The sequence below is a fragment of the Phyllobacterium sp. SB3 genome (genome assembly GCF_040009165.1).
GTDB lineage: Bacteria > Pseudomonadota > Alphaproteobacteria > Rhizobiales > Rhizobiaceae > Phyllobacterium.
This window is the reverse complement of the sequence record NZ_JBDYKI010000002.1, coordinates 782,835-805,726: the sequence shown is the minus strand read 5'-3', so window position 1 is coordinate 805,726 and position 22,892 is coordinate 782,835. Positions and strand designations below refer to the sequence as shown.

The 22,892-nt window shown below is 55.6% G+C and carries 25 protein-coding genes and 2 pseudogenes; 11 read left to right on the top strand and 16 right to left on the bottom strand.

Going from position 1 to position 22,892, the window contains the following annotated elements; all coding sequences use genetic code 11:
* Position 1: 1 nt before the first annotated feature.
* On the top strand, positions 2-151 hold the full coding sequence (locus tag ABKW30_RS10345; RefSeq protein WP_348598807.1) for a hypothetical protein: 150 nt from the start codon (positions 2-4) through the stop codon (positions 149-151).
* A gap of 473 nt (positions 152-624) precedes the next feature.
* Here the strand turns inward: ABKW30_RS10345 and ABKW30_RS10340 are convergent, their stop codons facing one another.
* Entirely contained in the window at positions 625-1,236 is a 612-nt protein-coding gene (locus tag ABKW30_RS10340; RefSeq protein WP_348598806.1) for a helix-turn-helix domain-containing protein, read from the bottom strand.
* 151 nt (positions 1,237-1,387) lie between these two features.
* Here ABKW30_RS10340 and ABKW30_RS10335 point away from each other — a divergent pair, with 151 nt between their 5' ends.
* A complete protein-coding gene (locus ABKW30_RS10335; protein WP_348598805.1) occupies positions 1,388-1,663 on the top strand; it encodes an NAD(P)-binding domain-containing protein in 276 nt (91 codons plus the stop codon).
* Here ABKW30_RS10335 and ABKW30_RS10330 read toward each other — a convergent pair.
* A complete protein-coding gene (locus ABKW30_RS10330) occupies positions 1,650-2,249 on the bottom strand; it encodes an NADPH-dependent F420 reductase (protein ID WP_348598804.1) in 600 nt (199 codons plus the stop codon). The genes ABKW30_RS10335 and ABKW30_RS10330 overlap by 14 nt on opposite strands.
* Positions 2,250-2,324: 75 nt before the next feature.
* The gene (locus ABKW30_RS10325) at positions 2,325-3,059 is read right to left on the bottom strand and encodes an SDR family oxidoreductase (protein ID WP_348598802.1); all 735 of its coding nucleotides are present in this window, start codon (positions 3,057-3,059) and stop codon (positions 2,325-2,327) included.
* 192 nt (positions 3,060-3,251) lie between these two features.
* On the opposite strand from ABKW30_RS10325, the gene ABKW30_RS10320 reads away from it, so the two are divergent.
* A complete protein-coding gene (locus ABKW30_RS10320) occupies positions 3,252-4,145 on the top strand; it encodes a LysR family transcriptional regulator (protein ID WP_348599006.1) in 894 nt (297 codons plus the stop codon).
* Between the two features lie 735 nt (positions 4,146-4,880).
* Here the strand turns inward: ABKW30_RS10320 and ABKW30_RS10315 are convergent.
* A complete protein-coding gene (locus ABKW30_RS10315; RefSeq protein ID WP_348598801.1) occupies positions 4,881-5,855 on the bottom strand; it encodes an alpha/beta hydrolase in 975 nt (324 codons plus the stop codon).
* A gap of 78 nt (positions 5,856-5,933) precedes the next feature.
* On the opposite strand from ABKW30_RS10315, the gene ABKW30_RS10310 reads away from it, so the two are divergent.
* The 4 genes from ABKW30_RS10310 to ABKW30_RS10295 all read left to right on the top strand — a co-directional run bounded on the left by ABKW30_RS10310 (position 5,934) and on the right by ABKW30_RS10295 (position 8,415).
* Positions 5,934-6,551: a TetR/AcrR family transcriptional regulator gene (locus tag ABKW30_RS10310; protein ID WP_348598800.1), complete on the top strand. Its 618-nt coding sequence runs from the start codon at positions 5,934-5,936 to the stop codon at positions 6,549-6,551.
* A gap of 14 nt (positions 6,552-6,565) precedes the next feature.
* On the top strand, positions 6,566-7,060 hold the full coding sequence (locus ABKW30_RS10305) for a hypothetical protein (RefSeq protein ID WP_348598799.1): 495 nt from the start codon (positions 6,566-6,568) through the stop codon (positions 7,058-7,060).
* Positions 7,061-7,477: 417 nt separating this feature from the next.
* A complete protein-coding gene (locus ABKW30_RS10300) occupies positions 7,478-7,906 on the top strand; it encodes a BA14K family protein (protein ID WP_348598798.1) in 429 nt (142 codons plus the stop codon).
* A 374-nt stretch (positions 7,907-8,280) separates the two neighbouring features.
* A complete protein-coding gene (locus ABKW30_RS10295; RefSeq protein WP_348598797.1) occupies positions 8,281-8,415 on the top strand; it encodes a hypothetical protein in 135 nt (44 codons plus the stop codon).
* Positions 8,416-8,427: 12 nt separating this feature from the next.
* Here ABKW30_RS10295 and ABKW30_RS10290 read toward each other — a convergent pair whose 3' ends face one another.
* Positions 8,428-8,673: a hypothetical protein gene (locus ABKW30_RS10290; RefSeq protein WP_348598796.1), complete on the bottom strand. Its 246-nt coding sequence runs from the start codon at positions 8,671-8,673 to the stop codon at positions 8,428-8,430.
* 272 nt (positions 8,674-8,945) lie between these two features.
* On the opposite strand from ABKW30_RS10290, the gene ABKW30_RS10285 reads away from it, so the two are divergent.
* On the top strand, positions 8,946-9,116 hold the full coding sequence (locus ABKW30_RS10285; protein WP_348598795.1) for a hypothetical protein: 171 nt from the start codon (positions 8,946-8,948) through the stop codon (positions 9,114-9,116).
* Positions 9,117-9,783: 667 nt separating this feature from the next.
* Here ABKW30_RS10285 and ABKW30_RS10280 read toward each other — a convergent pair.
* The 8 genes and pseudogenes from ABKW30_RS10280 to ABKW30_RS10245 form a co-directional block, all read right to left on the bottom strand.
* Positions 9,784-10,116: a hypothetical protein gene (locus tag ABKW30_RS10280; protein ID WP_348598794.1), complete on the bottom strand. Its 333-nt coding sequence runs from the start codon at positions 10,114-10,116 to the stop codon at positions 9,784-9,786.
* A 621-nt stretch (positions 10,117-10,737) separates the two neighbouring features.
* Positions 10,738-10,896 (bottom strand): annotated as a pseudogene (locus ABKW30_RS10275) (IS6 family transposase); the annotation flags it as partial.
* Positions 10,897-10,980: 84 nt separating this feature from the next.
* On the bottom strand, positions 10,981-11,811 hold the full coding sequence (locus ABKW30_RS10270) for a carbohydrate ABC transporter permease (protein ID WP_348598793.1): 831 nt from the start codon (positions 11,809-11,811) through the stop codon (positions 10,981-10,983).
* Positions 11,808-12,686, bottom strand: a complete 879-nt coding sequence (locus tag ABKW30_RS10265) for a sugar ABC transporter permease (RefSeq protein ID WP_348599005.1) — start codon at positions 12,684-12,686, stop codon at positions 11,808-11,810. The genes ABKW30_RS10270 and ABKW30_RS10265 overlap by 4 nt, the downstream gene beginning before the upstream one ends.
* Before the next feature lie 67 nt (positions 12,687-12,753).
* On the bottom strand, positions 12,754-14,022 hold the full coding sequence (locus ABKW30_RS10260) for an extracellular solute-binding protein (protein WP_348598792.1): 1,269 nt from the start codon (positions 14,020-14,022) through the stop codon (positions 12,754-12,756).
* 68 nt (positions 14,023-14,090) lie between these two features.
* Positions 14,091-15,161 (bottom strand): sn-glycerol-3-phosphate ABC transporter ATP-binding protein UgpC, encoded by a 1,071-nt coding sequence (ugpC, locus tag ABKW30_RS10255; protein WP_348598791.1) that lies wholly within the window; start codon positions 15,159-15,161, stop codon positions 14,091-14,093.
* Positions 15,162-15,170: 9 nt separating this feature from the next.
* Complete coding sequence (locus ABKW30_RS10250; protein WP_348598790.1) at positions 15,171-16,682, bottom strand: alpha-N-arabinofuranosidase; 1,512 nt, start codon at positions 16,680-16,682, stop codon at positions 15,171-15,173.
* Positions 16,683-16,824: 142 nt separating this feature from the next.
* The gene (locus ABKW30_RS10245) at positions 16,825-17,751 is read right to left on the bottom strand and encodes an ArsR family transcriptional regulator (protein ID WP_348598789.1); all 927 of its coding nucleotides are present in this window, start codon (positions 17,749-17,751) and stop codon (positions 16,825-16,827) included.
* 282 nt (positions 17,752-18,033) lie between these two features.
* Here ABKW30_RS10245 and ABKW30_RS10240 point away from each other — a divergent pair.
* Both ABKW30_RS10240 and ABKW30_RS10235 read left to right on the top strand, forming a co-directional pair.
* Positions 18,034-18,417 (top strand): annotated as a pseudogene (locus tag ABKW30_RS10240) (IS6 family transposase); the annotation flags it as partial.
* A 319-nt stretch (positions 18,418-18,736) separates the two neighbouring features.
* Complete coding sequence (locus ABKW30_RS10235; RefSeq protein WP_348598788.1) at positions 18,737-19,405, top strand: DUF4166 domain-containing protein; 669 nt, start codon at positions 18,737-18,739, stop codon at positions 19,403-19,405.
* On the opposite strand, the gene ABKW30_RS10230 is transcribed toward ABKW30_RS10235, so the two are convergent.
* The 3 genes from ABKW30_RS10230 to ABKW30_RS10220 are packed head-to-tail and all read right to left on the bottom strand — an operon-like array spanning position 19,360 to position 21,859.
* Positions 19,360-21,063, bottom strand: coding sequence for a DUF4166 domain-containing protein (locus ABKW30_RS10230; RefSeq protein WP_348598787.1), 1,704 nt, complete (start codon positions 21,061-21,063; stop codon positions 19,360-19,362). The genes ABKW30_RS10235 and ABKW30_RS10230 overlap by 46 nt on opposite strands.
* The gene (locus tag ABKW30_RS10225; protein ID WP_348598786.1) at positions 21,060-21,464 is read right to left on the bottom strand and encodes a DCC1-like thiol-disulfide oxidoreductase family protein; all 405 of its coding nucleotides are present in this window, start codon (positions 21,462-21,464) and stop codon (positions 21,060-21,062) included. The genes ABKW30_RS10230 and ABKW30_RS10225 overlap by 4 nt, the downstream gene beginning before the upstream one ends.
* A 50-nt stretch (positions 21,465-21,514) precedes the next feature.
* Positions 21,515-21,859 carry a hypothetical protein gene (locus ABKW30_RS10220; RefSeq protein WP_348598785.1) on the bottom strand — a complete coding sequence of 115 codons (345 nt, stop codon included), beginning with the start codon at positions 21,857-21,859 and terminating at the stop codon, positions 21,515-21,517.
* Between the two features lie 54 nt (positions 21,860-21,913).
* On the opposite strand from ABKW30_RS10220, the gene ABKW30_RS10215 reads away from it, so the two are divergent.
* Positions 21,914-22,849 carry a helix-turn-helix domain-containing protein gene (locus ABKW30_RS10215; protein WP_348598784.1) on the top strand — a complete coding sequence of 312 codons (936 nt, stop codon included), beginning with the start codon at positions 21,914-21,916 and terminating at the stop codon, positions 22,847-22,849.
* The last annotated feature ends 43 nt before the right edge of the window (positions 22,850-22,892 follow it).

The following is a 22,892-nucleotide window of genomic DNA, read 5'->3' as shown; positions in this document are numbered from 1 at the left end:
CTTGGATCGCTTCACCAAACTGGACATTCTTGCAGAAGCAACGACAGAACATGACCGGCCTTATCTTCAGGATCAGATCGCGTTCGACAATTGGCAGCTGACCCTCAATGGTCGTCAAGACCGGCCGATAGCAAGACCACCAATCGCCTGACAGGCGGTGCAACAGACACCGATGACATTGCATTTGCTGGCCGCATCGGATTGGCCTGTCTGTTTGATAACGGCATCGCGCCTTATGTCAGCTATGCGACATCATTTCAGCCTGCCACTGGAACTGCCTGGAACGGGTGACACCTCAAGCCAACGGAAGGCGAGCAATATGAAGTCGGCATCAAATACGAACCGCCCTGCTTCAATGGCTTTTTTGCTATCTCGGCATTCCATCTGACGCAGCAGAATGTTCTGACCACCGATCTCGGCCATCAATGTGAGAGCTGGGTGATCCTCAGTGCGGAAACTTCAACACCCAGACCAGCGAGGTTCGGGTCCATGGACGAATTTGAGGCCAAGGTTGGGATTATCGATACCTTCGATCTGATTGGCTCATACACCTATCCCGACGCTGAAGTCACCAGGAGCAATGGCCCGTATCTTGGCAAAAACGCCTTCGGATACGCCGCGCCATCATTCATCCAGACTTTGTGGAGGATGCCCTGCTGAACACGTTGCCTGCTTTACATCGTTGCCAAACTTATTTGTCAGGATAGCGCTGGCGATGATGTGAAAAAGATGATCGGCCCTTGGTGTGAACGAGGGTAGGTCGACGAGCCAGCCGAGCGCCGACATCAGGCCGAACAGGTCGTCCCCATTCATATCGGGGCGCGCCGTACCTTCGGCCTGAGCACGAAGCAGTAATCTCGCGCTCGCTGAGTGCACCGCTGCGTATGAAGCATAAAGAGCGGAGTCCGGATTTGTGTGGGCGGCGGCCATCAGGGCGACAACGCCTCTATTGCTTTGGGCGAATACCAGCCATTCGCGAAACCAGGACACGAGCGCCTTGTCAGGTGAATCCGACGTTTCGAGTTCGTCTGCCTTCTGCGTCAATGCGTCCAGACTTGTACACAGCAATGCTTCGAACAAGGCTTCTCGTGTCGGGAAATGACGAAGCAGCGTGGCCAACCCGACACCGGCACGGCGAGCGATATCGCGCATGGACGCATCGATGCCGTGCTCGGTAACGACGTCACGCGCGACCGAAAGTATGTGGCTATAATTTTTTCTCGCGTCGGCGCGCATGGAGTACCTGTTGACAAGTGGATCACCGATCCATATATCTGGACCAGTGATCCGCTAGATACCCCGCATGTCCGCAAATGGCAACAGGGGCACTGCCCTGCCCCACTAAACAAGAATTCATGGGGAACCTGCAAGGAACACGAACACGAACATGAGCAGTATCAGCATTATCGGATCAGGCGGTATGGCGGCAGCGATCGGCGGCCTTGCCGTCAGGGCCGGACACACCGTCGAAGTGATGGCTCGCGACGCCGCCAAGGCACGGGGGCTGGCCGAGCAGATCGGACCCGGCGCATCGACAGGGATATTCGGCGCCGCCCCGACCGGGGACTTACGTTGGATTGTGTCCGATCCAGTCCGATACGTTGTGGACCACGCGGCAGGATCGCATCGAAAATTGCGATCACGATTCATCAGTCGAACTTGACCAAGTCCTTAAAGATCAGGTGACCCCAGGTCTTTCCGCGCGCCTGGACCAGCAGCCCACCTTCCGAAAGCCCGCCAAGTTTGATCGGCGCAAAACCGAGATTATCCGCGAGCGCACCGATCTCCGTTGCTGCGCCGTCATCATCGCTCGCCAGAAACACGACTCTCCTGCCACCATGCGCGGCCGGATCCTGGGCAATGACCGCGGCGACCAAATGGTTGAAGCCCTTAACCAGTCTACTGCCAGTAAAGGCCTGCGCGACGGCCCTGGAAGAAGCCTGTCCCCCCAGTTCCTCTGGGGGTACGCCGTAGGCATTCGTCACGTCGACGATCGTTTTCCCCTGCCACGTGGACAGCGCCTTCGCGACATCCTGATGCGACTCGAAACGGACGGCCAAAAAGATGATGTCGGCCTTGACCGCTTCCGCCAGGTTTTCGGGAATGATCGTGGGTCCGATTGCGGCCGCGACGGATGCAAAGCTTTCCGGGTCGCGCGTGGTTGCAACGGATACTTCGATACCGTTTCGGGCAAACGCCCTGGCCAAGGCTTGGCCGATATTGCCGAAACCGATAATTGCGTAGCTCATATATAATCTCCTTGGGTTTATTACGCCTACGACGCTCCGGACTATCGAATGGAGCGCCCGACCGGGCGTAGTGCGTCAGAGTTGTGCCAGGCCGCCGTCGACGGCGACTTCGCTGGCGGTCATGAAGCTGCTGTCCGACGACGCGAGAAAGGCAGCTACCGCTCCAATCTCCGCGGGTTCCGCCATCCGCCGGAGCGGGGTCATCGCGCCGTACGCCTTCTGGCCCTCCTCGCCAAGCGCTTCCTTTGCGAGTTCGGTGGCCGTCGCCCCGGGCGACAGCACGTTTACCCGGATGCCGGTGCCCTTCAGGTCCTCTGCCCAGGTCCGGGCGAGGTTGCGCACTGCCGCCTTGCTCGCACTGTAGGCGGTGAATGCAGGGGCGCCCGTGGTGCCGGCGCTCGATCCGGTCAGGATGATCGAACCACCTTTGCCCATCAACGGCAGCGCCTTCTGGACCGTGAAGATTGTACCCTTCACATTGGTGTCGAAGGTTTCGTCAATATGCTCGGCGGTAATGTTGCCGAGTGCAAGTGGACTTCCCGCCCCGGCATTGGCGAAGACGATGTCGAGGGTTTCGCGCTCGGCCTTCACCGTCGCGTAGAGCCGGTCGAGGTCGGCTTCATCGGAGACCGAGCCCTTCACCGCCCGGGCGTTGGAACCGAGGTTGGCCACAGCGGCGTCAAGCGCGTCCTGCCGGCGGCCGTAGATGAAGACGAAGGCGCCCTCTTCGATGAAGCGCTTTGCAGCAGCGAGGCCTATACCGGTAGCGCCGCCAGTGATCACGGCGGTCTTTCCATTCAGTCTAGTCATATCATGCATCCTTCTTTGGTAAGGTCAGCGCGCCGACCTGCCTTGTTTACGCCATGGAGGTAAGGTGCCGCATGCGGCGCCAGCAGTGTGGAAACTTGCACAAGCATGGTGCAAAATAACACCACCTGCATTATAGGATCTGTGCCAACTGCACCGCGTTCGGCGCCAGCATTGGAATTTGGCTTGGGAACAATGACAATCGATTGGGATGATGTTCGATATTTTCTCGCGGTGGCACGACACGGTTCTGTCCGCGCGGCCGCGGCCCGGCTCGACGTTAATCACACAACGGTACTGAGGCGTATCGCGCAGCTTGAGGCTTTGCTGCATTCGCAGTTGTTCGAAAAACTGCCGGCGGGCTATCGCCTCACCGAAGCTGGTAAACAGGTGCAAGAGCTGGCAGAACAGATGGAGGCTTCCTCTCATCTGCTGGTGAGCCGCGTGTCCGGCCGCGATCAAGCCGTGCGTGGGCCCCTGCGGGTCACTATGGCGCCCACCTTGGCCACACACCTGTTGATGCCTGACTTTGCTGCTTTTACTCGACAGCACCCCGACATCGAAATGGAGATCCACTCCTCTTTAGAGAATGTTAACCTGACTAATCGCGAAGCCGACGTGGCCCTCAGAGTCGTTTTTAACCGTAACTCTCTGCCGCAGAACCTTCACGGCGCGAAAGGCCCGGACCTTTCCGTAGGTGTCTATATGTCTCGCGACCTCTTCGCGGCCTGGAAGGACGGCACTTCAGGGCCCGTCAGGTGGATATCGAAAAATCTAGAGGGTGTGCCTGACTGGGCCCATGGCGATGCCGTCGAAATTGCCGGAGCCCCGTTCCGAATTCCCGAAGATGCAGCGCATCTCGAGGCGTTGCGCCTGGGCTTAGGGATATCGGCGCTTCCCAGCTTCGTTGGAGATGCCGAGCCGCTGCTCGTCAGAGTTCCTGGCACAGGTCTCGGGCCCCATGGAACGCTCTGGGTGCTTACACAGGGCGAGACGCGAAAGACCAAGCGTGTCCGCCTGTTCACCGAATTCATATCAGAAAGACTGCGTGCTCACACGGGGGTTCTTGCAGGCGGCAAATCTCGCTAAGATCAATCGTACAAACTCTATAATCAGCGACGAACTGCGGTCACTTTGCCCAATGTTTGAGGCTGTTCGTTACCTTCCGCCCTCGCTTGATAGCAGCTGGTCCGTTAAACAGGCACGCAAGTTTCTACAATACCGGATGCCGGCTTCCTCAAGGACTTCGCGCTCCGCTGCGGCAGCGAGTTCCTCGTTATCTTCTACAACGCCGCCAGGTGGTTCCCGAAAATCGTACCGCCCGGGTTTTTGGCATCTAACCAAAAGAATGCGGCTATCCCTTACGACCAGAGCGGCAGCCGATATACGATGCTTCACAAAAGATCTCCGACCATGGTTGAGTAGCCCCCATCTCTCTGCCGAATGATGATTTTGCTGAAGGAGGGTGGGGCCGCCCAGAGCCGATAGAAGTGATGACTGTGACCTCTACGTTGAGTTCATCACTCGCGGCGAGGCATCATACATAAAGGCCTTGGCCATATTTCCAAGCGCCAGGTCGTTCGGATGCTGACGAGTTATCTGGAGCAGTTTATCGAGGAAGATACAGCCGTCCTGCATGCCAGGGACTCATCGGATCCGGGAAGATTGCGGAGGCCGATATCAGCTTTCTCGGACGACTGCCATTTAATTTTAAAGCCTGTTGTTCCGTTCAGACTGTAACTATCCCCGAACCCGGTCAACTGATGTTGACCGAAACTTCGCCATAGAGTTTGCCAATCCGTCAGCCTGCTCTCGCCAACATCTTCAGCGGGTTGAAACAGATGCCCGAAAATCGGCCAGGTCGCGGTTGAACCGCTGCGCTTCCTCCAGGAATGGCGCGTGTCCGGAATCGGCATAAACCTGCGAGCGAACTGCCGGGTTGAGTGCCCTTGCACGCTCAAGGCTCGGGCGCGGCATCACCAGCGCATCCTTTTCGCCGTAAAGCATCAGCACAGGAGCCTTGACCTTGGGCAGCCCCTCCTCTGCAAAGACCGTCATGGAAGGCACCGTTCGGGTCATGATCCATGATGCCATAGCCGCATTGGACAACAGCCGCTCGAACGTCGCCTGATCTGGCCGTGTCGCAAAGCACAGCGCCAGAAATTTGCGCATTGCATCGAGGTGAACCTTCAGGTCTTCCGAAGCAAGGCCCGCATAGACTTCGGGATGCGACGTTATAAGCTCAGCTTTCAGTTCGACGACACCGCCCACATAGACCAAGCCCTCGATCTCGTCATCGCCGTAAGCTGCAACATAGTTGGAAACGACTGCTCCGCCCAGCGACCAGCCGACAAGAACCGGATTTTCAGCCTTCGTCGCCTCAAGCACAGCGCGCAGATCGTCGGCCCAGCGGCGTCCATCGCTATAGGCCTGCACATCCTGTGGCTTTCCCGAAAGTCCGTGGCCGCGAAGATCAAATGTGATCAGCCGGTAACGCGAAAGGTCGGGGCTGTCCAATTGGCTCTCCCAGTTGAGATGGCTCCCGAGCAATCCGTGGATGAAGACAATTGGAAGCCCGGCGGGATCACCCGCTTCCTGAACCGCGATGTCGACACCGTCCGGTGACTTCACCGTATAGTCCTTCTGCCCCGCCATAGTGACCGAGGACATAATCATCATCAGGACGGCTACCCATAGCGCGCGCATCACCGAGACGTGGCCGCTGCTGTAACTCGACCCTCTTCCGCCTGGCTCCGTAGGCGGTTCCTTGCTCTGCATCATCGACATCAGATATTTCACAGCATTCATCCTTATATTTAGTGATCACTACACAATAAACACTTGCTTTATGCTGTCAAGCTGTCTTTAGTGGTCGCTATGGATAAGCTTGTGAAGAAACGTCGGAGTGGACCTCGGACCTTCAATAGGGACCAGGCGGTCGATACTGCCATGCGTCTGTTCTGGCGCCATGGATATGAAGGCGTTTCATTGAACGATCTGACGGCAGCGATCGGCATTGCGCCGCCGAGCCTCTATGCAGCGTTCGGCAGCAAAGCAGGCCTCTACCGCGAGGCACTCGATCGATATTCTGGCCTGCCGAGGGCCGTGAGCAATCTCGGCCAGACGACCAGTCTTTACGGAGCGGTCGAAACCCTGCTCAATCGCGCCATTGATGCCGTCACTGAGCCTGACGGAGAACGCGGCTGCATGATTTCGAGTGGCATGATCCAGTGCGCCGAAGACCACGTCGACCTTGCCCGCGAACTGGCGGAGCGCCGAAGCTTGATGCGCGACACCATCACTCTCAAACTCGAGCCGTGGCTGGATCGGGATCGTGCCGCGTCCTTGTCACGCTACCTCGTCACCCTCCTGCAGGGTCTTTCAGTCCAGGCACGCGACGGTACCTCCCGCGAAGACCTCAAGCAGATAGCCAGTGAGGTCGTTGCCGGCATCAGGGCTCGGGACCTCTCCGATTGCAAAAGAGCAACGCCGTAGGGGATTTGGCATAGATGGGAGCTGCATCCGATTTACGGTTTAACCGGCTGGCCTTTTCGTACCCGGCAGGTGCGGGTGGGGAGATCACCGGTGATCGAAACCTCTTGTCGACAGAAGCACCGTTTCAGAAATTCCTCTGGACGCATTTTCCATATCAGCCGGCCGATGGCATCAACACCTACCGGGCTGCGAAGCAGTACATGCCCCGCGACGGACGTTGGATGGCCGGAACAAGTTCCAAGCTCGATATTCAGCACGCAGCGGTCACCTATGAGGTGTCTGCTCGATGTCGGGCCCACGCGCAACCTCGTTTCTTCACAGGCATACAAGGAGCAATTTGCGGCAGGCAAGACATCATTCCAGGAAAAGCCAAGGATGGATTGGATTTCGCCAAACCTGACGCCCGAAACGCCCGCGGACAGAGCATCTATGAATGGTTTGGGTTTGAAGCCCGAGACCTTTTCTTCGACTTCATCGAGAAGGCAAGGTGGCCATCTCTTAATCTTTGAAAGCGGCAACATAGTAATTTGTTGGAAACTGCAAAAGAATCTGGGCCATGCAAGACAAATCGCGGGATTTCGACGTGCTATGGCAACATAGTTTAACTTATACTTTTATCGAGAATTATTAAAAAAATTTAATGGCGCCTCTCGTTGACAATATAGGCCTCTAAACTACTGTTTATTCTCTGCTGAAACTCCATGTTTGGCAAGGCCCAGCCTTATCCTTCACAATATATAAGGTTGGGCCAATTAAATTGGTGGTTTATATTTTCTACACCCGGATGAGACTGGAAATCTTCTATGTTTCGACGTCAACAGGCCGTTGGGCAGACGCGATCAGGAACAAATTCTATGTCAGTGACGTTCAGGCAGTCTCGGGTATCATTGAAAGCGATCATTGCATTTTCGTTGAAAGGAACCGTTATGACAAAGATACTCTCAAGGATCTGTGTTGCCGGGCTGTGCCTGGCAGTAAGCTTTACGCCGATCATACCGGCCTTCGCAGCACCACCAATGCTGCCTCAGATCGAGACGCCATCCAATGTAGAGCAAATCCAGCATCGACGGGACAGGCGTTCGCCGCGCGTCATTCACAGAGCGGGCCGTTGGAATGGCCATCGTGGCTATAGACATTCAAGGCCCGGTTATCGCAGACACAGTGATGGCTGGTGGTATCCCCTTGCAGCGTTTGGTGCAGGTGCAATCATCGGAGGTACAATTGCCAGACAACCGTCCAGGAGCAGCAATCATGTGAACTGGTGCGCCAACAGGTGGCGGTCATATCGGAGCTCCGACAACACCTATCAGCCTTATAGCGGGCCGCGGCAACTGTGCGTATCGCCTTACCGCTGATTCCAATCTTTCATGAAGCAGCTTTGACAGGCTGTCTCGATTAGGCGGGCGCTGCTCCCGGGATCGGATCGATTTACCGTCCGGGTGACTTTCCCGAAAGCCGGTGTGGCAGTGATACCGGCTGCCGGCATGCACTGTGCTCACGGAGGCTCGGTCTGGGTGGAAATTTGATAATGCTCCGACGTTCATCATCGAGAACGACGCCTGTCATCCTGTGAATGGTGAACACGCCGGACCAAGCGCTAACCGGCGTTTGAGACGTCTCCAATCGAGTTCAGAGCGGATCGAATATTCACGTCTACGTGAGGCACGGCGAAAAGTGTCTGTTAACTTGCGCATAGAATCCCTGAAATATCGCGTGAAGTCAAACCAGAATGACAGGAAGAGGCGATGGGCACAGTGGCAACTCCACGACCGGCAATGCCGGTGCTCGGTGGTCAAAAGGTCAGGGTGCGCTCACGCAGATCGAATTGGGAGCGGCAGGCGGACTTGCCAGGCTCCTGCGATAAAAGCTCCCATTGCTAAACAGGCAAACCATTGAAAGTTGATTCAAAAATAATGTGCATCGATCCGTTTCTGACCAGACTTGCAAGTGCCGACGGACGGGGCGCCTCGAACAACAGGCCTGTCAAGCTTGTGAAGCGTGTGACGTCAGGATGCCAGAGGAACAGGAACGCCAAAATAGCGGTGACCAGGGCAATGCCGAATGCCAGCAAATAAATCCAGAGAGGCACCGAAGAACGTTCTGGTTCCTTGCGATTGTTCATGTACGAGGCCTTTAAATCAAAGAAGCGAAACCAAGGGATTGTCTGCGCTGGAGTTGCAGATGGTCCAGTATGCCAGTCAACTGGCTCGCTGCCAAATGGCTGAGGCTGGGTGATTGTGATGAATCCGCTCGAGAGAGTGCGCCAGCAGGATCAATTATGTTTTACCGGCGGTTGTTTCATTTGATGCAGCTGGCAATAGAGGTTACGCTTTAGATGCGCTGTCGGTCAGCTTCACGAATGACCGCCTTTGATAAAGCGTCGGGAGGCACGGAATGTTTGAAAAACGGCACTCCTCGGCCGTTCAGGTGATTGAACGCAAGGGCCTCATCTACGTCATTGTTCTGGAGCATGGCCAGAAACGCGAACCCATCGGCCCTTTCGTGACAGTTGAACAGGCGAAAAGTGAGAAAGCGCTCTGGAAAGAACGCTTGGGGCTGGGATGAAAGGTCAGTTGCAAGGCAGTCAGAGACATTTGCGGCGGTGGGATGCAGCTCTACTCATTCGAGTCGTTCGGCACCGCTGAGTGGCGTGGTCAACCGTTCTGGCCTGTGAGCCGGGCGTCCGGTAATACGCACGTTCTGTTATTTCAACACATCCCGTATCGGGTGCGCCTTCACGACGCTGTAACGATGCGACGTTGTTGTACCGGGTATGGCTGACTTCGAGAACGACATATATAACCTCTCCATTCTGCGACGTAGCCGTATCTCGAGGCTTCCCCTCCCCTCGTACAATTTGGTTCACCGTTACAGGCTGTGACGCATCCTGTCACCGGGGCGATCCAAGCCCGTACACTCAACACCATTTGCTCTGGCCACCTCCAACCTTCGCGAGGGAGGGAGGTATCTGACCTTCGGTATAAAGAAAAAGCCAAGATGTTCAGGCAAGTAGTTCTTTCCCCTATTCGGCAGCTTGCCAGTCTCTGCGCCCGCGGTCGATAGCCCCTTACCACTCGTTGTCTGCCGGACAACATCGACAATGTCATGCGACGTACAATCAACAACATGAGAGGCACCGAGCGATCGCAACCGGTTTCCTCGTCTCTCGCCGCTCGCAACGGCAAGGCGCCACGAGGTACCGGCGTCCGGCAACTCAAGTGACGGTCGGACTTTATCGCCGGCACTCACGCCGGTCAGGATCGCGCCTGCAGCGGTCCCAGCGCGCGCGATCGGCCATAACCTGAGCGTTTCTTGCAATCTCTTGCGTCATTCGGGTCTGCTCGAGCGACTCCAGTTGCGCGTTGTCGCGCCGGCGCTGTTGTTCCAGCATGCAGTCCGTATAAGCGCGAGAGCCATAGGGAGCTCCAAAGCTCTGGCAGGTATCCGAGTCCCTGTATTGCCGTTCTTCGGCTGACACACACCCTGTTGCGGCAATGCCAAGCAGCGTGACTGAGAATAAGGTTACCGCGGACCGGCGATGTTCGGCGGAAAGACGTTGCAGCATTCTGTTGATATCCTTTAGGAATTAGCGTTGGCATTTTTTTGGCGACACGAGCAAGGCAGAGCGGTGCTCCGCAAGCCCGCGATGACCGTACAAAGCGCCAAAGAGCAGGCGAACATTGCGGTAACATTGTCTGGGTTGGAAACTGCTCACTGAACAGCCGATCGCTGTTTGCATCGACTTTGTTGCGTGGATCGACGCGGATCTGCTATCAGGCGACCGTTTTTGGTCCCGGGATGTTTTGATGCCGAATAAATTCAACGAGACCGTCGGCACAAGATACCTAAACAGAAATTTACTGATATTAGCTCTGTAGAGCGGCGGTATGAATCCGATCACTGGACATATTGATTTGTCCAGTTGCCAACGGGGCAACTCGTCAGGTAAATACTTCATTGGTCCTGTCCGACGTTGGTGTACAGGGATGCCCGGAATGTTATTGCTGTTCACAAATCGATTATGCAAAGTCCTTATGTTCGCTATTCTGGCGGTATTCCCAATACCTGTGTGAGCAGCGTGACGCTGCGGCAAAAGCACGAATGCATGGCTTGCCAGATATCACTGGCTGAAGGCATCTTGCGGCGGCAATCGCGCCTTGAGCAACGAACCGTGTGACCGACACCGTCGGCGGATCGTTTCGTAGGAAACCACCACGCCAGGCTCAAGCATCATTTCCTCAACTTCACGCAGACTGAGATTGAAGCGGAAATACAGCCAGATGGCACGAGCCACTATTGAGATTGGAAAGCGATGGTTTTTATACGTCAGGCACTGCTTTTTCATGGACATCAACTATCGAAATTGCGTTGATGACAAAACAATGTAACAGCACCCTTCTGTGATATACACGCGCTGCGGTTGAGGTTCTTACCCTTTAACTCCTGACGAGATCATAACCGCCTCAGTGACTTTCTTTTGAAAGATCAGATAGGCAACAGCGACGGGCATCGCTCCGAGAAGCGCAACCGACATCAACCTTGCGTAGAACACGCCAAACGCATCCTTGACCTGGGTAATTCCTACGGGGATCGTCATCATGTCCTCCGTCGTCACAGCAAGGAAGGGCCAAAAAAACTGATTCCATGCCATAATAAAGGTGATGATGGCCAACGCTGTTGTGATACCCCAGTTTAGCGGCAGGTATATCTTGAACAGCAACGTATAGTCGCCTCCCCCGTCGAGCACCACAGCCTCGCGCAACTCCTTCGGCACGGCATCGAAAAACTGTTTGTAGACGATGATGACAACCGGAACGATAAGCTGCGGCAGAATAATACCCGCCCAGGTATTGATGAGGCCCATGTCGTTGATCAGGATAAATTGGGTTACCACCAGAGCCTGTGAGGGCACCATGAAGCTCGCCAGCACTACGCCATAAAGTATGCGCCGCCCAGGAAACCGCATCTGGGAAATGGCGTAAGCACACATCATTCCGGACACGATTACTACTATCGTGATGATAAGAGCGGTGCCGATTGAGTTTATGTACCAGTTGACCAAATTGGTATTCCAGAGAATATCGACATAAGAGGCCAGGTTGATCTCGTCCGGGACAATACCGGCCCCATCTGAAACCACACGTTCCTCTGAGCGGAGCGAGGTTATGAAGGCCCAATAAAGCGGGAAAATCCACAGCGCCGCAGCGAGAAAAGTGCAGACCGTCAACACCCAGCCTTCGATTTTCCTGACTGATTTCATCGACGTCCTCCTGCCCGAAAGAGCTGGAACTGGAGAACCGAGAGCATTGCAATAATAATGAACAGGACAAGCGCTATCGCTGAGGCATAGCCGCCGTGATTTAGCTGGAATGCCTCTCTGTAAACCATCAAGAGCAGCACGTACGACGAATTGAATGGTCCGCCACTGCTGAGCAAATAGACCTGATCGAAAATCTTCAACTGCAGTATCAGCTGAAGGGTCAACACCAAGGCAGTAACGGGCCAGAGAAGCGGCCACGTCACTCTTGTGAACAGCTGCCGACGCGTTGCGCCGTCGAGTTGTGCGGCCTCATAATAGTCCTTTGAGATATTACGCAGACCAGCGATGAAAAGCAGGACATTGAACCCGTTTGTCCACCAGATCGTCACGGCAGCGACCGTCGGCATGACCCAATAGGGATTCTTGAAAACCGGTACAGGCTTTCCCGTGAAAAATTCTATTACCGGCTGCAGAACACCGAATTGAAAGTCGAGCATCCATGTCCATATCTGCGTCACGACAGACACCGGCAATATGTAAGGCAGGAAGAAAATTGCAAGAGCCAACGCCTGCAAAGAGCCACGCAGGCGCGTGATCATCAATGCAAAGCCCAGCGCAAGGGCGGTGGTCGGAACGACCGTCAAGAGCACGAAATATCCATTGTTTTTCAACGACGTCAGAAATAGCTTGTCGGACAAAAGCCGTGTGAAGTTATCAAATCCTATCCATTCTCCCGAGCCAATGAGAGGCGAGTTGGTGAAGCTCAATTGCACAAGCCGGATTGTCGGATAAAGAAATACCACCACGAACGTCAGTACGAATGGTGCAACAAGCGAAGCGGCAACAACGACCTCCTTGCGCCGGTTTGTAAGCATAGCCACGTCAGGAACCTCCCAGAATTATTGATAACCGCGCAATAACGCGCAGCCACCGGCACGCTCGTTATTGCAGTTTGTCCTGAAGGTCCTGTTTGATCTGTTCAGCGGCTTGCATTGGCTCAGCATAGCCATGAATGGCCGGAGAGATCACGTTGATGGCCGCATCGTAGGCAGGCGATGCCACACCGGCGATTGGTGAACGCGGATCATAGGAGGCAGTGTTTGCGAGCGCCGCATAGGTGGCATTTGGCTCCAACTTTTTGAACGCCTCGCCTCCCGCCACTTCCTTGTAGGCCGGGATATGTCCAGCCTCTGCCCAGGCGAGCGAATTTTTCTCCATCCAGCCGATAACCGTCATGACAGCCTTGCGCTTTTCGGGTGACATCTTGTTGTTGGCCGGTATCGCAAAGGAATGGGAATCCGCCCAAGTCGTCTGGGTTCCCATCAGATTTGGCACCTGAACCGCGCCCCATTGATAGCCAAGCGTTCCCTTCTTCTCCAAATCGATCATGGTGGGAACTTCCCAAACGCCGTTCAAAGAAAATGCAGACTTTCCGGAGGTGAACAGCGCAACCGAGGCTTCGTACTCTGCCTGTTCTGGCTGCCAGCCCTTCGTGGCCCAATTGGTCATGACCTCAATCGCTTTGGCTGCTTTCTGAAGATTGTCTCCGGCAAGCACTTCCTTGCCCGTGATCAACTCGCCGCCCTGTTGACGCAACAATGTGTAAAATACGCGGTAGGTACCACCGTCATCCCCGGTGGCATAAGAGACTGGCGCTTCTGCACCTTTGTCTTTCGCCAGAGCCAGAGCTTCCTCAAAGTCCGTGAGGTTGTTGATGCCTGTCAGCTTGCCATCGGCGTCGAGAAATTTCGAACCTTCTAAATATGACTTGTTGTAATAGAGAACGATGGAATGAATATCAAACGGCACGGCGTGGAGCTTGCCATCATCGGAGCTCGCGGCCTTTATCGACGCAGGGAAAAAGCTATCCTTCGTGACGCCAGCATTCTTGAGATCGTCCTCGGTGATTTCGTCAAGCACCCCCTCTTCCAGTCCTAGTGGCATACGGGAAAGGTGGTACGTCATAACGTCGGGCCCCTGCCCGACGGCTACCGCGGTGCGGACCTTGGTATAGAAGGGAATACCCCATTCGAGGGTCGTGCCGGTGACTTTGATATCAGGGTGTTCTTCATTGAAGCGCGTGATCAACGCCTTCATGCGGACACCATCACCGCCGCTCAGAAAATCCCACCATGTGACGTTTTCCTGAGCCATGGCAGGTAAAGCCATAAAGGCCATCGCCGTCGCAGCAAGCAAAGCTTTATATCGCATAAGAATTCCTCCCTGATCTGATGCCACCCTTCTCCCGTTGGTGGCGGTTGAACCTTACTCAAAGGCGTTCAGCGCAGCCGACGCCCGTCTTCCGCAAAAACAAGGACGTCTTCAGCCGACGCTCCGAGGGATATCATTTGTCCATCGAGACTTTTGCGACGTTCGCGGGTCTCGACAACGATTGCCTGTCCTCCGGCTAAACGCGCATGCAAATAGGATACGCCTCCGAGGTCTTCCTCCAGCTCGACGGTCGCCAGAATGCCATTATCAACTGGCTGTAAGTATTCCGGCCGGAGCCCGATCCTGACACCGGTGCCATCGCTCAAATCTGCCGACACCTTTGCCAGCAGTTCTTTTCCAGTTCCGTCAATGCCGATTCGTATCAATTCGTCTTGTCGTCCGATGACTTTGCCCGGCAAAAAGTTCATGGCGGGCGAACCTATAAAGCCGCCGACAAACTGGTTGTCGGGATTGTCGTAAAGCTCCAATGGCTTACCCGCCTGCTGGATCACACCGCTTTTCAGCACGAAGATGCGGTCGGCAAGCGTCATCGCTTCAACCTGATCGTGTGTGACGTAAATCATCGTTGCGCCAATCTGTTTGTGTAACTTGGCCAATTCGAGTCGCATCTGCACACGCAACTCGGCATCGAGATTGGACAACGGTTCATCGAAAAGAAATACTTTCGGTTGCCGGACAATAGCTCGACCAATGGCAACACGCTGGCGCTGGCCGCCTGACAATTCTGAAGGCCGTTTCTGTAAATGGTCTTCAAGATGAAGAATGCGGGCCGCTTCATGCACCATTTCATTGGTGCGCGATTTTGCGATCCTCTTCAGCCTCAGCGAGAAGGCCATATTTTCGAAGACTGTCAGATGTGGATAGAGCGCGTAGGACTGGAACACCATCGCAACCTCGCGCTGAGCTGGCTCGACATTCGTTACATCGCGCCCTTCGATGGAGATCGTGCCGCTGGTCGTGTCCTCGAGTCCGGCAATCATTCGCAAAAGCGTTGACTTGCCGCAGCCCGAAGGCCCGACGAAAACCGCAAAGTCTCCCGTAGGGATTTCCATACTTACATTGTGGATGACACCAACCGGCCCAAAACTCTTTCTGACATTGTGTAAACTGATCCCCATCTCGGCGTCTCAATTCGTCTTGAGGCGGAAGACATGGTATGATAGCGGTGCAATAGATCCCTTCAAATTGCCGTCCTCGAGACCCACGCCCGCGCCTTGTCTCGGAACGACGTGATCCGGGCGATCCGGACCATTCGTCTCGTTAAGTCCGTAACCTTCCATCGCATGGTGCTCGAAAAGTGCGGGCTTGGCGAAACCGGTGAGGCTGACGTCCAGTTCGGCTCTCTCGGTCAGATGTCTGTTCACGACAAACAAGGTCAGAACGCCCTCGTTTCGGTCGTAAACTGCGGCAACGTCGAGATAGGAAACATCATCGGCGACATGGCAATTATATGTCGGCGCGTCGACGGCAACATTGAGTGCTTCGCCACGTCCGTAAATCGATGCAAAACGATAAGGGTGATAGATCGTCTGACGCCAGGCAGGCCCGTTCTTTTCGGCGCGGATCGGTGCAATGACATTCACCAACTGTGCGATGCAGGCAATGCGCACGCGGTCAGAGCGGCGGATGAACTCGTTCAGAAGACCAGCAACGAAAAGCGTGTCTTCGAAGTTGTAGGTTTCTTCCAGCAATGCCGGTGCTTCCGGCCAATCCCAGGTTCTCCAGCGATGGCTATCCTCTTCACGGATATGATACCAAACGTTCCACTCGTCAAAGCAGATGTGCACATCATTTTTTGCGCGCTTTTTGGATTTCACATAATCTATCGTGCCAGCAATGGTCTGGATGTAACGGCCGGTTTCCTCGATCTTGCCAAAATAGTTTAGCGTGTCCTTGCTCTTGTTACCGAAGTATTTGTGCAGAGAAATATAGTCGACGTTCTCGTAGCACTCCTCCAACACCTCCCTCTCCCATTCGGGATAGGTCGCCATGCCATCATTGGAACTGCCACAGACAATCGCCTCGATATCCCGGTCAAAGGCCTTGAACGCCTTTGCTGTTTCATTGGCGAGGCGACCATATTCCGTCGCGACCTTGTGGCCGATCTGCCAAGGACCATCCATCTCGTTGCCAAGGCACCACATCTTGACTTGATATGGATCGGCCTTGCCATGCGAACGTCGCAGATCACTCCAGGACGTGCCGGATGGAAAGTTGGCATACTCCAGAAAATTGCGCGCCTCCTCAAGCCCGCGAGAACCAAGATTGACTGCCAGCATCATTTCAATACCCGCCAGGCTCGCCCAATCAGCAAACTCGTTGATCCCGACCTGATTTGTCTCTTTCGAGCGCCAGGCGAGATCCAGTCGAACCGGACGTTGGTCTTTTGGCCCGATGCCATCTTCCCACCGATAGGCTGAAACGAAGTTGCCACCCGGGTAGCGGATGGCCGGAATCTTCAGATCCTGAACAAACTTGAGCACGTCCTTGCGAAAACCCTGAGCATCTGCCTGCGGGTGACCCGGCTCGTAGATCCCGCCATAGATCGCACGACCCATGTGCTCAATGAAGGCCGAATAAAGCCGTTCATCAATATCACTGATCTTAAAATCTATATGGACGGCTATGCGTGCCTTCATTCTGCGTTACTCCCTGATAACCCAATAAAACGATACTCATCGTATTTTTAAATATAGTCGGAGGAGTATACCGGACTTGTCAATGGCTAGAATGTGCTGCAGCGCACAAGATGGGCGGGAATTCCTTGCAAGAATCCGACCACTACTTTGTTTTCAAACGCAAAATGATGTCTTGATCATAATTGCCAAAACCCCGTCCGAAAATGTTGATCCCTCCTGGATGTCGGCCTTCTGCTTTTACCTCCACGCGCAACCGTATGGATCGGTGGGCATCCAAGGCAAGGTCTTCCGTACTTACATCGGAAATCTTGTGACCATCGACGAAGGTACCCGCGGATCCCACGGACCAAGTCTTCAACATACCGTACTGAGACCCCTTCAGTTTCCACCAATCCGGAGTGTAAGTACCGCGACGATCACCATAGTCTCCGGGTGAGGTCCAAACGCCGATTTCCGTGCCATTGATTGACAAGACGATATCCGAAGGCCAGTTGGCCAGCGTTCCTGGAACTTCCGAACTAACTTCCATAACGATTTCAATGGCTTCTATACCACTGCCCCGAAGCTTTGCATTATTGGGGAACTGATATTCGACAAAGCCGCTGGTAAACCACAGCAGGCTCGTCTTCATCCGCTCCGGATCAATAAACGTCTCCGGCACATCGAGAAGACCGATAATTCCATGTACGGAGCAGATGCCGCAAGGACCGGTCACTGCGTTATTCGTGTAGAGCCCGAGGGGCATCGAGACCTCGATAAGATCGGAAGACAGAGCAGGCCTGGTCGGATTAAACGTTACGACAAGTTCATCATAAACGGCAAAACAGATTTTCTGATTGCCCTTGCGCGCCTTTTGCATCTCGGTGCGGATCAGTCCCGCCTTTTCAAGCACCTGAAGATGAGCCGACACAGACGACTGCGGTAGCCCCGAAATGCTCGCGAGATCGTTCACATTCATACCGGACTGCTTTGACAGTTCTTTCAACAGCTTGATCCGGGGTAACGAGGACACCGCCTTGACGGCGACCAAGTCTTTTTCCGGGTCTATAACGAGAAAGTTCGAATCCATGTGCTCTACCGAATGAACCAATATTCTGGCTTCATATCGGAATTATCGATTTAAATAAATAAAAATCGTGAAATTTTGTGTTTTAGGGGCATTGTCACGTTGCTTTTCTATAAAGCCGGTGTGCGGTAGTTGTGGCTCTGTTGCATATGTGAACGTATATGGACACCGCCCGATTGCAACAGGTTGGAATCTGGATCTATAATCACGGTTACTGACGTATATCCGGCTTCTGAATGCGGTTTCATAGTCTTCACCGCAAGCCCGATGGTTTTCGCCCGCTTCCGCAATCTGAAGGAGATGATGGCCGAGCGTGGCATTGCGATGGATCATTCGACTGTGCATCGCTGGTCTTGCATTTCAGTCCAAAAATGCTTGAACGCTTCATCCACAAGGCTTTAGCCCGTCACGGCAAGCCAGAACGCATTACCATTGATGGCAGCCAGACCAATCGGTATGGCAATCCTGCAATGCGACGCAGAAAGCCGTCTGCAACAAGCCGGAAATCCCATTACGATCCGCTCCATGCCTGGCTTCAAGTCTGAAGCCACTGCCAACGTCACACTCGCCGGTATCGAGTCGATTCACATGATGCGCAAGCAGCAGGGCCTGTTTGCTTCAACAAAGACCCCCGTGCTCAGGCGGCAATTCGTGGAGCTCGCAGCATAATTGCGTCCAGAGTTCGCGCGTATTCCGTTCAAATCAGATTCTTGCAACAGAATCTGAAAGGTCATCCTCAATTTCCGGGATTCAGCGGCAGCATTCTCACCCTCATCAGTTCTGGGCCCTGCCGCTGACCGCAACACTTTCTTCTCACGCTTGCCGGGGCTGACGACCTATGATTTGATCAGCGCAAAACTTATAAGACCGATGACGGAGAATCGTTAGCTGCCATGTCTGAGTCGGTTTCCGCCTTCCTTAAGTTTCACATGTCTCGCGAAAACCTTGTACGCCCGGACGCGACAGTAAATATAGGTGATGGCTTGGCATGACGAACATGGCACAGAACCAGCCTGTTGAGGCATCTCCACCGAACGGCACAGTCCGTAATCCGGTCTTTCAGGACGTGCTCGGCGAGGATTGGCACCACCTCGGCGAGGTCGTCAGGCGTCACTACTTCCTGCGCGCCTTCAGCGACGACTATATCTGCGTCAAGGGCACAATGCATGAGGTTTGGCACAGTGCTGTGGCGAGGCTGCTGATCCCATTCGCGCGGATATTTGGTGCGCTGGTGCCCTATCGCGGCACGGATGTGCCGATCGACGTCCACTACAATGCCCGGCCCGACGACGGCACCATCCATTGGGATCGTGTGTTCCACTTCGCCGGACGTCCACCTTTCCATTTCCTCTCCCATATGGAGCAGGCCGGCGGCAACCGCGTGATCGAATTCGTGCGTTTCGGGGTGGGTATGCGACTGAAAGTGACCGCGGAGGACGGTGCGCTCGTATTCCGCGACGAGGGCTATATCTGGCGGCTGTTCGGTATCGATGTGCCCTTGCCGATGGGACTCTTGCTCGGTCGTGCCTACATCGAGGAACGACCGGTGGATGCCGAGCGCTTCAGCATGCGCATGACATTGACCCATCCACTGTACGGTGAACTGTTCCGCTACAGCGGCAGCTTCACGCTGGGCGACGAAAGCGCTGCACCGTGAGGTGTTCCAGAGGCCGCGGGAAAGAGCATTCCGCGATAGGCAAAAAGCAGGCCGATCCATCGGTGGGCAACCACGACACGAAAGCGATAGAGGCCACCCGCATCCTCGGCACCGGCTCTGATGCGCGGCGCCAGCCATCCAGGTAGTGGCAAGCCCCCGACGCTCCAGCCGCAAAGTTCCCAGCTGACGCCGGCGGGCGTTGGCTGCAGATCAAAAGTGAACCGCAGCGGACCAAAGCGCTCCTCGAACAGCCCGAGCGGTCCCGCGTCGATCAGGCGTGAGGTGAATTGCGCGCTGCCAAATCGGCGTGTCCACCTCTCTCCATCGGGGGCAGGTTCCAGCGTGACAGAAGCCTCATGCCTTCCCGAATACGGCAGGCCGAGCAGCCGGCGCAGAAGCCGGGCGGGGAGGTTCGCACCAATGCGAGCGATAACACGACCGGAGCCAGAGAGATAACCGCCGCCATGCACCGCCCTGACGGACGCCGGCAGCCCACTCCACCTGCGGCCGAGAAGGCGCTCGAACAAAATGGGGCTTTCCAGCAAACCGTCATCGGCGCGAGTATGGATCGGTAAGTGTGCAAGTTCGTCCAGGATGTCGCCGAGCTCCAGCATCCCGGCACAGGTCATGGCGCCACGCCGGGTCTCGCGCCCCTCGAGTAGGGCGCGAACCGTGGCGGCGGCGGGCGCGGCGGGCGTATACGGCCCGGCATTTGCTTCCGCCCATAGTGCCCATCGCTTACGCGCCGGGCGATCCTCGGCATCGCGGCCGATGGCCTCTATGGTCATGCCGCCGCGGTCGGTTCCAAGCAGTGCAAGAATGCCGGAGAGCGCCCGCAAGGGCTTGGCGAGCGGGTGCAGGGAAGACAAAAGCCCCCAGCGCACCGGAAGGCCGAGCAGTGCGAGGCCGAGATGCATGACAGGCACCTCGAGTCCGGCCGTGAAAAGCGCACTGCCGCGAATGGGGAAACGCTCTGGCAGCAGATCAAGGTCAGGCGTATCGCAAATCGAGACGAGTCGCTTGCCGAGGCCCGGCATATGCAGGGTGCGCAGGCCCGACCAGCCGGGCACGGTTCGCCAAGCAGCACTATCGAAGACGCGCACCGGTCGACCGACATAGGACAGGATCGCTTCCACCACGGACAGGCCGCGCGGCGCGCGCGCGCCGGGCGATATCGCCACCACGACATCGTCGATGCGGCGCCAGCCCTCGACCAGCGGCTCAAGTGCCGCGTGAGACAGCGCGGGGGTTGAACTGGCAGCGGTAATCGCAAGCACGCCGGCTCTGCGTGTGGCATCATCCAGTGCGCTCACGAAGCCGGCAACATAGTCGCGTCCATCGGCGAGATCGACATAGTGGGCGCCCAGCCGTACGGCCGTGAACGCGAGGCGATAGTCGCTGTCCTGAAACGGACCCGCCGCGTCGACTACGAGCCAGGGCGAAAGCTCCGCCAGTTTCTCGGGCTGCGATCTGTCGAACGGCCGTGCCACGATATGTGCCGCCGCTCCTTGTTGCTCGAGCGACCTGCGTAGCGTCTCCAACCCGCCTTCTCGCCGCGCTGCGAGCACCAGCTCGATCCCGGGGAAATTGGCCAGCATGACGGCCAGCCGGCTACCGAACGTGCCGGTCGCGCCGATAAGGACGACGCGCCGCCTCACGGTTCGCCCGGCGGGATGTCATTGATGAAGCGCGTCCGCACATGCGGCGGCGGGACCATGCAAGCCTCCCGCTTTCCAAGCAGGCGATACCGGTTGCGCGCGACCAGTCGATAGGCCGCATCCCGAAGCGGACGAGGGATAAAGCGCAGCACCCTCAGCCATCGCCATGGGCACGGCAGGCGTCGCACCATCGCGATCACCGCATCGCTTGCCTCGAGTGGCTGGCCGCGATCGAAGAAAAGAAAGGTGGAGGGATCGTCCGGGTCGAGGCCGAAACGCGCCGCCAGGTGCCTGCCATAGGGGGACTGGATCGAGGTAAACCGGACCACACCGACCTTGTCCATGCGCAGGATGAGCTGCACCTGCGCGGAACAGAAATTGCACAGGCCGTCGAACACCATCAAGCCGTCCGGGCTGCCTTCCGCTTTTGGGTGGGGTGGGAGAGCTGGCTTCATTTCAACAGCATGAGCACGCCCGCGGCGGAGGCCATGAAGGTCGCGAGCAATATCCGGGGAACGACGAAGGCGGCGCGATCGAAGCCCTTCCTATACGGCACGATCGCAGTCATCGGTCCGAAAACCACGAGCGGGATGCCGGCGTAGAAGGACAGGTCATACAGGATCGCGGTCCGATATTTCTCCACGGGATCGGTCGGCCATTGCGCGAACCCGAGCGCCAACGGCGACATATACCAGCATAAACCCAGAACGACCCCTGCCAGGGTCATTCCGACCAAGTAGACACTTAAAAGGAAGCGACGTGTTGAACTATCGAAGGCTTCAGTGTTCTGTTTCATAGGACGATTGAAGCATGCGTCAATAGGCTCTGCAATAGTGTAGCGGAGTATCGCGTGCAGCGCACAATTGTAAAAGCAAACAGATTGAAGATAGGCTTCATACTCGCAAGATCGTTCACGTTATCTGCCTTCGCACTGTTTACGGATACGCTACGGCTGGCGAGTGATGAGCTGGATCGCTCAGGTCGAATATCGGCCGATTGGCAAGTCCTGGCGAGCACGCAACACCTCATCACTGCAAGTTGCGGAATCCAGGTTGCGCCGACATCTGATCTCACGAACCCCGCAAAATTTGACTGCATTGTCGTGGTTGGAGGCCTGTTGTCGGTTGAGAACCCTGTCGACCACAAGACAATTGCCTTTCTCAAGGATGCTAATGCCAAGAAGGTATGTTTAATTGGTCTGTGTACTGGCTCATTCATCCTGGCAGAGGCCGGACTTATGAAGAATCACGAAACTTGCGTGAGCTGGCTACACTATCAGGAATTTCATGAGCGATTTCCAGATCACGCAGTGCGAGCGGACAGGATCTTTGCGTTAGACAGGCACACAGGATCCTGTGCCGGCGGAACCAGCAGCGCAGATTTGGCTGCTTCGCTCGTCAGGCAATACATAGGCAAAGCGGCCGAACGCAACGCATTCGAGGTTCTGCAGATCGAGAATGTCCGTACAGGGCGTGACATTCAACCCCGTCGGCCCCTTCAACACGATTGCGATGACGCCCGGGTTAAAGCAGCGCTTATCATGATGGAGCAGAAGCTTGATCGTGAGATGTCTCTTGACGGCCTCGCGGTCTCCCTTGGCCTGTCACGTCGCCAATTGGAACGCCTTTTTAGCCAGAAAGCGGGAATGTCCCCGGGGCAGGCGCATAACAGAATTCGAATGGAACGGGCAAAAAGGCTGCTGACGCGGACGAGCTTACCCATGATCGCACATGATGCGACTACCATCGATCATCCGGACAGAGGTTACCCAAGTTTTCGCTATTAGGTGCCGCAAGGAGGATATCACTTTGTTTTGGCTTAAGGAATAA